Raw genomic sequence first — 13437 nt, 5'->3', positions numbered from 1 at the left:
CTTCCATTCGATATCTACTTGCCTTTAATTTTGACAAGGGTGGTGGACGAATGGACTTGCCAAAAATACCTGTATTCCCGGCTGCGGGCTTGAGCTTGCGGGCGCGATGGCGTATCGCTCGGCGCCTGACAGTTCAATTGCAAGCCTCGGTCACCGTTCATGTCGCATAACAGTTTTGGTCATCTTTTCCGGGTCACCACCTGGGGCGAAAGCCACGGTCCCGCTATCGGTTGCGTGGTGGACGGCTGCCCGCCGCTCATTCCCCTGACGGAGACCGATATTCAGGGCTTCATGAACAAGCGCAAGCCGGGCCAGTCCCGCTTCACCACGCAGCGGCGCGAGCCGGATGAAGTGAAGATCCTGTCCGGTGTCATGGTTGACGAGGACGGTATCCAGAAAACGACCGGGACGCCGATTTCACTGTTTGTCGAAAACACCGACCAGCGCTCCAAGGACTATTCGGAGATCAAGGACCGGTTCCGTCCCGGCCATGCCGATTTCACCTACGACGCCAAATACGGTATCCGCGACTATCGTGGCGGTGGCCGGTCCTCAGCGCGCGAAACCGCCATGCGCGTTGCCGCCGGGGCCGTCGCACGCAAGGTATTGCAGGGCGTAACCGTTCGCGGCGCTTTGGTGCAGGTTGGACCGCACAAGATCGACCGGGCCAACTGGGACTGGGCGGAAGTCGACAACAACGCCTTCTTTTCTCCGGACGCAAAGGCCGCCGCATTCTGGGCGGACTATCTGGACGGCATCCGCAAGGCCGGGTCTTCCGTCGGTGCCGTCATCGAAGTCGTTGCCGAAGGTGTCCCCGCCGGTTGGGGCGCGCCGATCTACGGCAAGCTGGACACGGATCTTGCTGCTGCGATGATGTCGATCAATGCGGTCAAGGGGGTCGAGGTCGGCAACGGGTTCGATGCCGCAAGCCTGACAGGTGAAGACAATGCAGACGAGATCCGCCTTGATGATGTCGGCCGTCCCGTCTTCCTGAGCAACAATTCCGGCGGTATTCTGGGCGGGATCTCCAACGGCGATCCCTTGGTTGTCCGGTTCGCGGTCAAGCCGACGTCTTCGATCCTCACCGAGCGCAAGTCGATTACCAGCAAGGGTGAAGAGGTCAACGTCATGACGAAGGGCCGGCATGACCCTTGCGTCGGCATTCGCGCGGTGCCGGTCGGCGAAGCGATGATGGCTTGCATTCTGGCGGACCATTTCCTGCGTCATCGCGGCCAGATCGGCTGACGAGCAACTTCGCAGCGTTACAACTCGTTACAATTCCGGAAGGCAAGGGCCATGGACCTTGCCCGTCATCTCTCTAGTTTTATCTCCAGCATGACGTCTCATGCATTTCAGGGAGTAATGACATGAATGAAATGACGCCTGTGCGCCGTATGACGGCAAAGGATTTTCCTCAGGAGCTTCTGGATCTTTATGATTTCTACGCGCATGGAAAGATTACCAAGCGCGAGTTCATGAACGGGGCAGCAAAATTCGCGGTTGGTGGACTGACGGCGGCCATGCTGCTGGATCAGCTTTCTCCCAATTATGCGTTGGCACAACAGGTTGCTCCCGATGATGCGGGGATCGTCACCGAACGCATCACTTACCCGTCACCAAACGGCCATGGCGAGGTCAACGGTTATCTGGTGAAGCCCGCAGGTGCGACCGGCAAGCTGCCGGCGGTGCTGGTCGTGCATGAGAACCGCGGTCTCAATCCATATATCGAGGATGTCGCGCGCCGCCTCGGCAAGGCCGGGTTCATGGCGCTGGCGCCGGACGGACTGACCTCGGTCGGCGGTTATCCGGGCAGTGACGATCAGGGTCGCGAATTGCAGCGTACGGTCGATGGCACCAAGCTGATGAATGATTTCTTCGCCGGCTTCGAGTATCTCCTCAACAGTGACGACAGCACCGGCAAGGTTGGGGCGGTTGGTTTCTGCTACGGCGGCGGTGTGGTCAATGCAATTGCGGTCGCCTATCCGGAGCTTGCCGCGGGCGTGCCTTTCTATGGACGTCAGCCGGATCCTGCGGATGTCTCCAAGATCGAAGCGCCCCTGATGCTGCAATATGCCGAGCTGGACGAGCGCATCAATGCGGGCTGGCCGGCGTATGAGGAAGCTCTGAAGGCCAACGGCAAGACCTACGTGGCGCATATGTATCCGGGCGTGAACCACGGCTTCCATAACGACACGACACCGCGCTACGACGAAGAGGCTGCAAAGCTCGCAGAGCAGAGAACCGTCGACTTCTTCAAGGAAAACCTGATGTAGGGTTGCCTGGGTCTGCTCGTCTCACCTCATCCCGGTTCCGGCTTTGCCCGGCCGGGATGATCACGATGAGCAGGCTTGGTTTGGTCGTCTTCCAACAAATTCCGGCCCGACTTGGTGCCGGGGCCGCGATATCTCAGACAAACTTGAAGGCGCGGATGCGGCTCAGGATTTCTTCCGGGTCGGCTGCAAGCGTGTGCAGGTTGATCGCAATCAGCTCCCGGCCATGCTCGCGCGGCGTGCGCTTCCAGTTGCGCATCATGAACTTTTTCCAGACCGGAAAGGTCTGTGCCTTGGTGACGGCGTCATCCAGTGAACGGGTCAGGAGGACGTCCAGCCGGACCAGCTCGATGTTGCGGACGGACGTCCGTTTGACGTCCGTCATCCGGATTGCGGCCCAGTCGATGAAACCGATGCGTTCCACATAAAGCCCGTCTTCGTTGGCGCCGAGCTGTGGCTTGCCTTTTTCGATCATCGGATAGTGCCAGAAGGCAATTGCGAGCGGGGCGAGGGCGGCGAGGGCCAGCAAGGGAAGATTGCCGACAATCCCGATCACGGCGAACAGAATGCCGAGGATGAGGCTGCCGTAGACAATGCTTTCGCTCTGACTGCGGTTAAAGCCGACGGTGAAGGGCACCGGTGTCGGCTTCACGTTTTCCTCTTGTTTGACTGCCTCTTTCTTCGCCGCCATGAATGGCCCCTTCCGAAGGATCCTCAGGTGTCGAGGATCTCTGTTTCGTCAATCTTGATGTCGAAGCCTTCCAGCCCAACGTAATGACGCTCACGGGAGGCCAGCAGGCGAATTGAACTGACGCCCAGGTCCTTCAGGATCTGTGCACCAAGCCCGACCTCACGCCATTGTTCCTGTCTAGCTTGTGCGGAGCTGTGTTCCTCGGAATCAGCGGCTTCAAAGTCGGATCTCGGCCGCTTGGACTGACGGGCAACGCCCACCGACCCTTCGCGGAGATAGACGATGACACCCCGGCCGCGATCCGCAAAGTGTTTCATGATCTGGTCGAGTGGCTGGACGTCTCCGAAGACATCATCAAGCACGGATTCCAGTTGCAGGCGCACCGGCACGCTGCGGCCGTCCAGAATGTCGCCGTAGACGATGGCCAGATGGTGCATCGGGTCATATGGGGTGGAATAGGTGGTGGCATAGGCCGGGCCGAAAACCGTGTCGACGGGCTGTTCGTTGACCCGTTCCACCAGTTTCTCGGTACGCTGGCGCCAGGCGATCAGGTCGGAAACGGAAACCATCTTCAGGTCGTGCTCGGCTGCAAACTCGGCAACCTGCTGGCCGCGTTTCACGGTGCCATCGTCATTGACCAGCTCACTGATGACGCCAACCTGCTCCAGGCCGGCGAGACGGCACAGGTCGACGGCAGCTTCCGTATGGCCGGAGCGGATCATGACACCGCCTTCCTTGGCCACCAGCGGGAAGATGTGCCCGGGGCGGACGAAGTCGTCAGCGCCGACATTGGGGTTTGCAAGTGCGCGTACGGTAGAGCAGCGCTCTTCGGCCGAAATGCCGGTGGTCAGTCCCTGGCGGTAGTCCACGGAAATGGTGAAGGCGGTCGCAAGCGGAGCATCATTTTCGGCAACCATAGGGTCAAGACGCAGGCGCCGTGCATGGGCAACCGTCATCGGCGCACAGATGATGCCTGAGGTGTGACGCACCATGAAGGCCATCTGTTCCGGCGTGACCTTGGCGGCGGCAACAATCAGATCGCCTTCGTTCTCGCGGTCGTCATCGTCAGTCACGACCACCATTTCTCCACGTTCGAATGCGCGGATTGCTTCTGCGACACGGGCCTGGGACACGGGATGCTCCTTGGTTGTAGACAGTCCGAGAAAGTCGTTGGGGGTTACAGCGCCATTGGTGGCAATGGCGATCTTGCGGGCCATATCCCGCGAGACCCAGACATTGGGGTCATTGCATAGGGCGGTTACGGAGGCAGGCGACAGGTTGGCGCGGCGCGCAAATGCGCTGCGGCTTTCCCCTGTCTGCAAGAGCCATAGATCCAATCTCATGGCGTTCGATATACGCCTGATTGTTTTCAGCCTCAAGAGAAGGAATGAGATTTTTCAGTAATACTGAAAGATCAGTCGCTTTTGATAAACTCCGCGACGCGGGAGACAAAGGCAGGCACCATCCAGCTCTCTTCAAGCCCTGCCGCCTTGGAGATACCCGTCAGGTCTTCGCTGAGATAAGACGTAAAATAGGGCTCGTGGAAAAGCTGCGGAAAGACCGACAGAAGGCCGTCATATTCCGGCACGTCTCCGGTTTGCAGGCTGTCGACGAAAAGGAAGGAGCCGCCGGGTTTCAGAACGCGTGCGACCTCCGAGACGACCTGACGCCGGATTTTCGGCGGCAGTTCATGGAACAGGAAGACGCAGGATACGACGTCGAGAGAATTGTCCGCAAACGGCAGGGTTTCGGCCAGGCCGCAGATATAGCCGGCACGGCGCGACGGCAGGCGCTCACGGGCAACGTTCAGATAGGGTTCCGACAGATCGAGCCCCGTGCCCTTGAGGCGCGGAAATGCGGCCAGGGCGGGCCGCAGGAGACCGCCGGTGCCGCAGGCGATATCAAGATACGAAACGTGGCGTTGGTCCTTGCGGCGCAAGATCCTGGCGAATGGTACCAGGGCCCGTCGACGCATGGCGGCAGTGGCACCAGAAAAAAGCACATCCACCTGGAAGTCATAGAGCCTGGCACTTTCCTCCGACAGCCAGCCATCGGTCTGAAAGTGAAAGTTCTGCCGGTAATAGCGCGGCAGTGCTGCGGCAAACCCCTCGGTGGAATTGACCTCCTGATGTGCACCGCTTGCGCGACGGCGTGCCACCTCCGGCACGTCCTTGAAGAAGGCACGGCTGGTCGCGATCAGCTCGCCCGGCGTCATGGTGCCATCGGAAGGCAGTGGATAAATCCCGTTCTCGACGGATTTCAGATCATCCGCAAACAGCTTGACGATGTCCGACAGCATGCGCCTTTGGCTCGGCACCGGGCCGGTCGGCACCACCTTCGGCGTTTCCGGAAGCTGTTTCTGGAGATCCCGGTTCATCCGCCGCATGGCTTCGGAATGAAGAGTGTAGAGCGCGACCCGGCTGCCTTGGTAAAGCGCATAGCGCGTTCGCCGGGCAAGGCTCAGGAGGGGCGGCAGGCTGCGGGTTCCTTTGACAGGTCCGAATTCCTCATCCGCCGCGCTCATGGCTCACTCCCTGATCAAGGTCTTGTCAACACCGCCACTGCTTCAATATGGGGCGAATAGTGGAACTGGTCCACCGGTGTGACGCTTTGCAGCACGTAACCGCCGTCGAGCAGGATGCGCAGATCCCGGGCAAGCGTCGCCGGATTGCAGGAGACGGCAACAATCGTCTTGACCTTGGAAAGCGCCAGTTGCTCTGCCTGGGCTTGAGCGCCTGCGCGCGGCGGGTCGAAAACCACGGCGTCGTAAGGCTCCAGCTCTTCCTTTACCAGCGGCCTGCGTGACAGGTCTCGCCGTTCAAAGGTCACCTTCTTCAGGCCTTGGGGTTTGCGCAGGGCCTTGTCAAAGGCGGCCAGTGCCGCAGCATCGCCTTCGACCGCATGCACATTTGCCTGTCGGCCGAGCCTGAGCGCGAATGTGCCGACACCGGAAAAGAGATCTGCAATTGTCTTGGCCTTGCCGACACCGTCAATTACCAGCTTGGAAAGTGCATGTTCCGCCGCCAGTGTCGCCTGGGCAAACCCACCGGGCGCGGCAACAATGCCGATGCCGCCCATGTCGAGCAGCGGCGGGCGCAGCTCCAGAATGACTTCACCGTTGACCGAAAGCCGGGCAAGGTTCTGATCGACGACCTTTTGCGACAGGGCCGGGATCTTGCGCTCGTATCCCTTGTCGGCCTTGTCGAGAGCCACATCCAGACCGGTGGTTGTTACCAGGACGGTCATCCGCAGTTCACCCTTTTTCGGCAGCACTTCCGAGGCAAGGGACTTGAGACCGGGCAGCGCTTCAACGATGACCGGGTCGAGCACCGGGCATTCGGCGATATCGACCAGCCTGTGGCTGGCCTTTTCATGGTAACCGAGCAAGGTGTGGCGTCCGGCGCGGGTGGCCGTCAGTACAGCCCGGCGTCGCCCTCCCATGGTCGCAGCTATCGTCCCGGAAACTTCGGTCTCGATGCCGCGGTCGCGCAAGGCCTTTTCGACAAGGCCGCTTTTCCAGACAAGGTATGGCTCTTCCGCAAGGTGCTGTACGGAACAGCCGCCGCAGGCGGAGTAATGACGGCACACGGGTTCGATCCGGTCCGGCGACGGCTTTTCGATCACAGGCTTTTGGGCGCGCCCGTCCACGACTTTCGCCCGGACGATTTCCCCGGGCAGGGCCCCGGCCAAGTAGATCGGCCCGGTCTCCGTCTCGGCAACGCCGTCGCCGCGGTGACCGAGCGTGGTGATTTCAATCTCTCTCTCGCTCATGGGCGAGCGATAACGCCAAGTAGGGGTTTGGGCAAGTCTTGATCATGGGACGTGCTTTCCGCTCCCTTGATGGAAACAGGCTTTTGCGCTTTCACCAGACGTCGAAGGAGATGAAAGGCGACAGCCCTCAGTCGGCTTTCTTTCCGTAGAGCAGCCATTCCGCATTGCCGTCACCACCCTTGACGGGCGAGGGGACGAGGTCGCCTGCCTGCCAGCCGGGAATGGTGTTCAACCACACTTGCAGGGATTTTGCGGTTTCTTCGGCAATTGTCGGATCGACCAGACCGCCTTTGCCGATTTTGTCCTTGCCCGCCTCGAATTGCGGCTTCACCAGAAAGACGCCTTCAGCACCCGGTGCAGCCAACGCAAGAGCGGGAGGAAGGGCAAGCTTTAGCGAGATGAAGCTGACATCCGAGACAAGCAGAGCCGGGGCGTCTCCTCCAAGGTCCTGTGAGGTCAGGTCCCGGGCGTTGAGGCCGTCGCGTGCGGCCACCTTCGGGTCTGACTTCAGACTGTCGTGCAGCTGACCATGCCCGACATCGATGGCGTGAACCTTGTTGGCCCCACGTTCCAACAGAACCTGGGTAAATCCGCCTGTGGACGCGCCGATATCGAGGCAGATCCGGCCTGCGGGGTCGACCGTGAACCGGTCGAGGCCTTCGATCAGCTTCAGCGCAGCCCGGCTGACAAAACCGGAAGCGGGATCTTCAACCGTGATGCTGGCGTCCGCCGAAGTCTTCTGCGCCGGTTTGGTGCATAGATGACCATCGACGCTCACCGTTCCGCGCAGGATTGCGTCACGCGCCCGTGCGCGGCTCGGAAAGACACCCGTATCGACAAGATGTTGGTCGAGGCGTTGTTTGGACATGCAGCCTTCAGAAGCAGCCGGCGATTGCCGAGATCAGGCGGTCGGCATAAACCCGCTCACCGGCGTACAGCCACAGAAACGCCGAAAGCGCGACGAGGCCCGTCGCGCCGGCGGTCAGTCCCATGAACAGCGGCAGGCGCATCGTGTCCGGCTTGCTCCAGCTATCGCCTCAGGAAGAGGCGGGCGCGTTGTCGATCAGCCTGCGCAGCTTCTTCAGGGCATTTTCCTCCGCCTCGCCATAGGCAATGGTTCCGACGAACTTGTTGTCGGCGCTCATCAGGTAGACGGCAGCGGAATGGTCCATCGTATAGTCGCCATCGTCAAGTGGCACCTTCTTGGAATAGACCCGATAGGCCTTCAGCATCGCATCGATCTGTTCCCGCGAACCGGTCAGCGGAACGATACGCTTGTCGAATGCCCAGACATAGTCACGCATGACTTCGGGCGTATCGCGTTCCGGATCCACAGTGACGAAAGCATAGTTGAGCTTGTCCGCATCCGCTCCGAGTTCAGCCATCCAGCCCTGAAGTTCGGAAAGGGTGGTCGGGCAGACGTCCGGACAGAAGGTGAAGCCGAAGAACATCACTGTCGGCTTGGTGGAGAAGGTCTCGTCGGTCACCGTTTCGCCTGTGCCGCTGACAAGTTCGAACGGGCCGCCAATGGCCGCAAGCGGCTCGATCAAGGCACCGGTGCCCTTGTTGCCGGCAGTCTGCTGATAGACCAGAACACCGGACACGACAGCGAGCACGGCAACAGCAGCCCAGGCCACGTACCGGAAGAGTTTCAAACCAGACATCGGTTTCGTCCTGCTTTGGCCAGAGCCTTCAGTGCCGGCTTCGAGACGGGCTGGCGGCTCTGACGCTTGAAAAAGAAATTGCCGGGCGTTGCCTCTTCACCGAGACAACGCCCGCTGACGGGGCTCAGTTCTTGCCGTGATCCATCTTGCTATGGTCCATCGCACCATGCGCAGCTTCACCATCAGGTGCCTTGGCGCCCATCTTGGCAACAGGAAGTTCAATGGCAACGTCCCCGGCCTTTTCAAAGGTCAGGACAACCGGAATGCTGGTGCCTTCTTCGAAGGATTGGTTCAGGCCCATGAACATGATGTGGAAGCCGCCCGGTTGAAGCGCAACCGTTTCGCCAGCTGGGATGTCGACGCCATCTTCCATCTTGCGCATTTTCATCACGCCGTCGGTGACCGCCATCTCGTGGATTTCGACCTTCGCGGCGACATCGGAACTGACCGCGACAAGGCGGTCTGCGTCGGTACCGTTGTTGACGATCTCGACGAAACCACCACCGGCCTTTGCTTTGGGCGGGGTCGCGCGGGTCCATGGGTGGGTCAGCGTCAGTTCACCAACCTTGTAGTCACTGGCAAGGGCGGACAGGGAGACAAGCGAAAGGGCGGCTGCGGCCGCAACGGATTTCCAGAGTTTCATAATGCTATTCCTTGAGGTCTGAGAAGTTGGATATTCTTTCAGATCAAGGAAGGAGGAGCCCTGATGGCAGTGGCTCGATAAGGAGCGGCCAGCACAGCCTGTTGCCCTGCCGGAACACGTTCAGTGGCGGAAATCTCGGGTGACAGGTTCAGAGGGGCGAAAGCACTCGCAAGGCAGGGCGCGATAGCGCAGCCATGAACACAGACCGGGCCGCATTGGCATGTCAGCGGGTTGTGTGGACCAGGAAGACTTTGTTCCTGCCCGGAGGGCTGGCAGAGACTGGTAAGGCCCGCGGCAACAGCTGCGTCCGGCGTCAGTGCGCTGGCGAGAACCAGCAGAACAAGCCGCATTGCAAAGGCAAGGGTTGCCAGCGCCACCAGAGGGTGGCGCTCCTGCCTTAGCTGTTGCAGCTTTGTGACGCGCGCATTCATGCTAGCGGCTATAAGCCGGTTGCAATGCCGTGTCGAGGGGCGAAACCGCGCAGGTGCATGGGCTGAGGCCTGTCACCCGCGGCGTGGCGGTGTCAGCTCTTTGGCGATGTCTTGTCTGCAGTCGCATCCGGCGCTTCTTCCGTTGCGGCGCCTTCAGCGGACGCGTTGTTTTCTTCTGCCTCTGCATCGGATGACGATTCGAAATTGTAGATGTCATCTTCGTAGGCGGGGAAATCTTCAGGTGCGATGACATATTCTTCTGCTGCTGCATCCAGCGGTTCAGCCGAGATAACCGAACCGACCTGTGCCGTGGAGGCGTATTCGAAGTCGGTCTTTTCTTCCGCTGTCGGTGCCTGACGGGTCAGGACACGGGCAAGGATGAAGATCACCATCAGGATATTCGAACCGATGATCATGATGTAGAGCCCGGACGGGCCGGTGTTGCTCATGATCATCGAGGCGGCCAGCGGCCCGATGATCGATCCGATCCCGAACGACAGCAGCATGCCGGACGACGTGGCGACAAAGTCTTCCGCTGCCGCGTGGTCGAAGGCGTGTGCAACCGCGATTGCATAAAGCGGTTGGACGACCATGCCCATGGCCACGGCGCTCAGTATGGCAACCGTGAAGTCCTTCGGCGAGAAGAACACGATAGCAGCCGAGACGGCAGCGGTTGCTATCCCCAGCCCTGCGATCACAAGACGCCGGTCAATGCGGTCGGACAAACGCCCAACCGGCCACTGTGCGATAAGCCCGCCACCGACGATGGCTGCCGCATAAAAGGCGGCTTCCTTGGTCGAGAGGCCGATCTGGGACCCGTAGAGCGAAGACAGCGTCAGCAGGGCTCCTTGCGAACTGCCGATAAACAGCACGCCGATGAAGGCGGCAGGGGAATTCTTGTAGAGCTTGACGGGCTGGAACCGCACCAGCGTGATCGGCGCAGGTTGGGTCGAGGTGGTCAGCGAAACGGGCATCACCGCAAGGGACACCATCACAGAGGCAATCGCGAAGGGGATGAAATCGGCAATATTCATCGACGCGATCGAGATCTGGCCCAGCATCAGGGCGCCGAACAGGATGACGATGTAGAACGACATCACCGTGCCGCGGTTCTCGTTGGACGCGCTTTCGTTGAGCCAGCTTTCGACGATCATGTAGAAGCCGGCAAGGCTGAAACCGGAGATCATGCGGATGATCATCCAGGCATAGGGATCGATGAGTACGGGATGCAGGATGGCGGCGGCCGACATCAGCGAGACAAGTGCGGCAAAGGCACGAATGTGCCCGGCCCGCATGATCACCAGAGGCGCGCCGAGACAGCCAAGCACCATGCCGAAGAAATAGGCCGAAGAGACCAGACCGATTTCGAAGTCGGTGAAGTAAAACCGTTCGGCGGCCAGCGGCAGTAGTGTCGTCTGCAGACCGTGCCCGAATATGAGCAGGGCAACTGACAACAAGAGAGCGGACACGGAAAGAAGGGTCTGAGCCATGGCTGCATCCTGACGATGGATCGCCGCAGCTCCAACAGAAGCGTCGCGGCCGGTATCGTGCTCCAGAAATAAAACAAAAGCGCCGGATTGATCCGACGCGTTTGTTTCTTTCGACCAGCCTTTTCAGGTATGGCGGCCTGTGTCAATCAGGTTTGAAACCCGCTCCCCAATCGACTTTGTCCATTGCAGCATGTCGCGTGCTGGAGCCGGTAGCCTGAAGACCGGTCAGGCGCGTTGCGGCGCGCTGACGGAGGCCGTTCCGAGTGCGGTGAAGACGGTCTTCAGGATGCCGTCGCAGGTGAGGCCTGCCCGGGCATACATCAGGTCCGGCTTGTCGTGGTCGAGATAGGCATCCGGCAAGGCAAGGGACCGCACTTTCAGTCCGTTGTCCAGCAAGCCTTCCTCGGCAAGCCGGGTCAGCACATGGCTGCCGAAACCACCAGCGGAGCCTTCTTCGATCATCACGAGAACTTCATGCTCGCGGGCAAGACGGCGGATCATGTCCATGTCGAGCGGCTTTGCGAAGCGGGCATCTGCGACTGTGGTCGAAAGACCGGCCGCATCCAGTTCGTCCGCAGCCTTGAGGCATTCACTCATGCGGCCACCGAAGTTGAGAAGGGCAACCTTGGTGCCCTCCCTGCGGATGACCCCCTTGCCGATTTCAAGCACGCTGCCGCATTCCGGCATTTCCAGGCCGACACCTTCGCCGCGCGGATAGCGGAAGGAGATCGGGCCTTCGTCATAGGCAACGGCAGTTGCCACCATGTGGCGCAGCTCCACTTCGTCCGAAGCCGCCATGACGACAAAGCCGGGAAGGCAGGTCAGGAAAGCGGTGTCGAAAGCGCCGGCATGGGTCGGGCCATCCGCACCAACGAGGCCTGCACGGTCAATCGGGAAACGCACCGGCAGACCCTGGATCGCCACATCGTGGACAACCTGATCATAGGCGCGCTGCAGGAACGTGGAGTAAATCGCGCAGAAGGGCTTGAAGCCTTCGGTCGCAAGACCCGCGGCAAAAGTGACCGCATGTTGTTCGGCGATACCGACGTCGAAGGTGCGTTTCGGAAAGGCTTCGCCGAACAGATCAAGGCCTGTTCCGTCCGGCATGGCAGCTGTAATCGCCACCACCTTGTCGTCCGTTTCCGCTTCCTTGATCAAGGAAGTTGCAAAGACGTTGGTGTAGCTGGGCGCATTGGCCTTCGGCTTGGACTGCTTGCCGGTAACGACATCAAACTTGGCAACGCCGTGATACTTGTCCTTGGCCCCTTCGGCAGGAGCATAACCCTTGCCCTTCTGCGTGACCGCATGGATCAAGATCGGGCCATGGTGGGTGTCGCGGACATTCTTCAGAACAGGCAGCAGGTGTTCCAGGTTATGACCGTCCACCGGACCGACATAATAAAAGCCGAGTTCCTCGAACAGCGTGCCGCCCGTCCAGAACCCGCGGGCATATTCTTCAGCCCGAGCCGCCTTTTCGAACATGGGCTTGGGCAGGTTCTTCACCAGGTTCTTGGCCGCATCGCGCAGGGTCTGGTAGGTCGGGCCTGAAACGAGCCTGGCCAGATAGGCGGACATGGCGCCGACCGGCGGCGCAATGGACATGTCATTGTCGTTCAGGATGACGATAAGGCGAGAGCCGAGATGGCCGGCGTTGTTCATCGCCTCGTAGGCCATGCCGGCGGACATGGCGCCGTCACCGATCACCGCTATGACGTTATTGTTTCCGCCCTTCAGATCCCGTCCGGCGGCCATGCCGAGGCCTGCCGAGATCGACGTCGAGGAATGAGCTGCACCAAACGGGTCAAAGTCGCTTTCGGCGCGTTTCGTGAAGCCGGACAGGCCATCGCCCTGGCGAAGCGTGCGAATGCGGTCGCGGCGTTCCGTCAGGATCTTGTGCGGATAGCACTGGTGGCCGACGTCCCAGATGAGCTTGTCTTCCGGCGTGTTGAACACGTAGTGCAGCGCGACAGTAAGTTCCACGACGCCAAGCCCGGCGCCCAGGTGTCCGCCAGTAATCGACACAGCGTCAATCGTTTCCGCACGCAACTCTTCGGCGAGCTGCTTGAGTTCGCTTTCATCGAGCAGGCGCAGATCGGCCGGGGACTTGACCTTGTCAAGAAGCGGGGTATCGAGCTTGGAAGTCACTCTGGAGATAGCTCCACGATTTGAAACATGGCGGGCAGGCATACACCAACCGGATATAGGGCGCAAATCGGGCAGGGGGTATGCGCCAAATTGGCCTCATGATTTCGGTCGAAAATTTACCACGTCTTCGCCCCAGAAGACTTAAGACGGTGTTTGGCAGAAACCGTGCAATTTTTAGTGAAAATACGCGCAATCACCCCTTTGGGTGATGCAAAAAAATCAGAACTGGCCTACGGATTGGATGTGGTCGATGGGGCCACGTGCACAGTGATCAACTGGGAGTCGTAATCCACGGCTCCATTTTTTTATGCTTGGGCCGCTTTCCGGTTGCT

At 60.0% G+C, this 13437-nt stretch carries 13 protein-coding genes; 2 read left to right on the top strand and 11 right to left on the bottom strand.

The annotated features are described in order from the left end of the window. Positions 1 to 159 precede the first annotated feature (159 nt). Both aroC and yghX read left to right on the top strand, forming a co-directional pair. Positions 160 to 1245, top strand: coding sequence for a chorismate synthase (aroC, locus tag ACP90_RS22200; RefSeq protein WP_062490115.1), 1086 nt, complete (start codon positions 160 to 162; stop codon positions 1243 to 1245). A 140-nt stretch (positions 1246 to 1385) separates the two neighbouring features. Further along, entirely contained in the window at positions 1386 to 2273 is an 888-nt protein-coding gene (gene yghX / locus ACP90_RS22195) for a YghX family hydrolase (RefSeq protein ID WP_031269684.1), read from the top strand. 133 nt (positions 2274 to 2406) lie between these two features. On the opposite strand, the gene ACP90_RS22190 is transcribed toward yghX, so the two are convergent. The 11 genes from ACP90_RS22190 to dxs all read right to left on the bottom strand — a co-directional run bounded on the left by ACP90_RS22190 (position 2407) and on the right by dxs (position 13147). After that, entirely contained in the window at positions 2407 to 2961 is a 555-nt protein-coding gene (locus ACP90_RS22190) for a hypothetical protein (RefSeq protein ID WP_023001869.1), read from the bottom strand. Positions 2962 to 2984: 23 nt separating this feature from the next. After that, positions 2985 to 4304 (bottom strand): 3,4-dihydroxy-2-butanone-4-phosphate synthase, encoded by a 1320-nt coding sequence (gene ribB / locus ACP90_RS22185; protein ID WP_031269683.1) that lies wholly within the window; start codon positions 4302 to 4304, stop codon positions 2985 to 2987. Between the two features lie 71 nt (positions 4305 to 4375). Beyond that, positions 4376 to 5485 (bottom strand): class I SAM-dependent methyltransferase, encoded by a 1110-nt coding sequence (locus ACP90_RS22180; RefSeq protein ID WP_062490113.1) that lies wholly within the window; start codon positions 5483 to 5485, stop codon positions 4376 to 4378. Between the two features lie 14 nt (positions 5486 to 5499). Then, positions 5500 to 6732, bottom strand: coding sequence for a class I SAM-dependent RNA methyltransferase (locus ACP90_RS22175; RefSeq protein ID WP_062490110.1), 1233 nt, complete (start codon positions 6730 to 6732; stop codon positions 5500 to 5502). A gap of 127 nt (positions 6733 to 6859) precedes the next feature. Further along, positions 6860 to 7600 (bottom strand): TlyA family RNA methyltransferase, encoded by a 741-nt coding sequence (locus ACP90_RS22170; RefSeq protein ID WP_062490109.1) that lies wholly within the window; start codon positions 7598 to 7600, stop codon positions 6860 to 6862. A 7-nt stretch (positions 7601 to 7607) separates the two neighbouring features. Further along, the gene (locus tag ACP90_RS28825; RefSeq protein WP_286145701.1) at positions 7608 to 7742 is read right to left on the bottom strand and encodes a hypothetical protein; all 135 of its coding nucleotides are present in this window, start codon (positions 7740 to 7742) and stop codon (positions 7608 to 7610) included. Positions 7743 to 7769: 27 nt separating this feature from the next. After that, entirely contained in the window at positions 7770 to 8396 is a 627-nt protein-coding gene (locus tag ACP90_RS22165; protein ID WP_062490107.1) for an SCO family protein, read from the bottom strand. Between the two features lie 124 nt (positions 8397 to 8520). Further along, a complete protein-coding gene (locus ACP90_RS22160) occupies positions 8521 to 9039 on the bottom strand; it encodes a copper chaperone PCu(A)C (RefSeq protein ID WP_062490105.1) in 519 nt (172 codons plus the stop codon). A gap of 38 nt (positions 9040 to 9077) precedes the next feature. After that, positions 9078 to 9416 (bottom strand): hypothetical protein, encoded by a 339-nt coding sequence (locus ACP90_RS22155; RefSeq protein ID WP_145915827.1) that lies wholly within the window; start codon positions 9414 to 9416, stop codon positions 9078 to 9080. 146 nt (positions 9417 to 9562) lie between these two features. Continuing rightward, entirely contained in the window at positions 9563 to 10960 is a 1398-nt protein-coding gene (locus tag ACP90_RS22150) for an MFS transporter (RefSeq protein ID WP_062490101.1), read from the bottom strand. Positions 10961 to 11185: 225 nt separating this feature from the next. Beyond that, on the bottom strand, positions 11186 to 13147 hold the full coding sequence (gene dxs / locus ACP90_RS22145; RefSeq protein ID WP_062490100.1) for a 1-deoxy-D-xylulose-5-phosphate synthase: 1962 nt from the start codon (positions 13145 to 13147) through the stop codon (positions 11186 to 11188). Positions 13148 to 13437 lie beyond the last annotated feature (290 nt).

The sequence above is a fragment of the Labrenzia sp. CP4 genome (genome assembly GCF_001579905.1).
Taxonomy (GTDB): Bacteria; Pseudomonadota; Alphaproteobacteria; order Rhizobiales; family Stappiaceae; genus Roseibium; species Roseibium algicola.
Note: the sequence above shows the minus strand (reverse complement) of the source record. Positions and strands in the feature narration are given on the sequence as shown.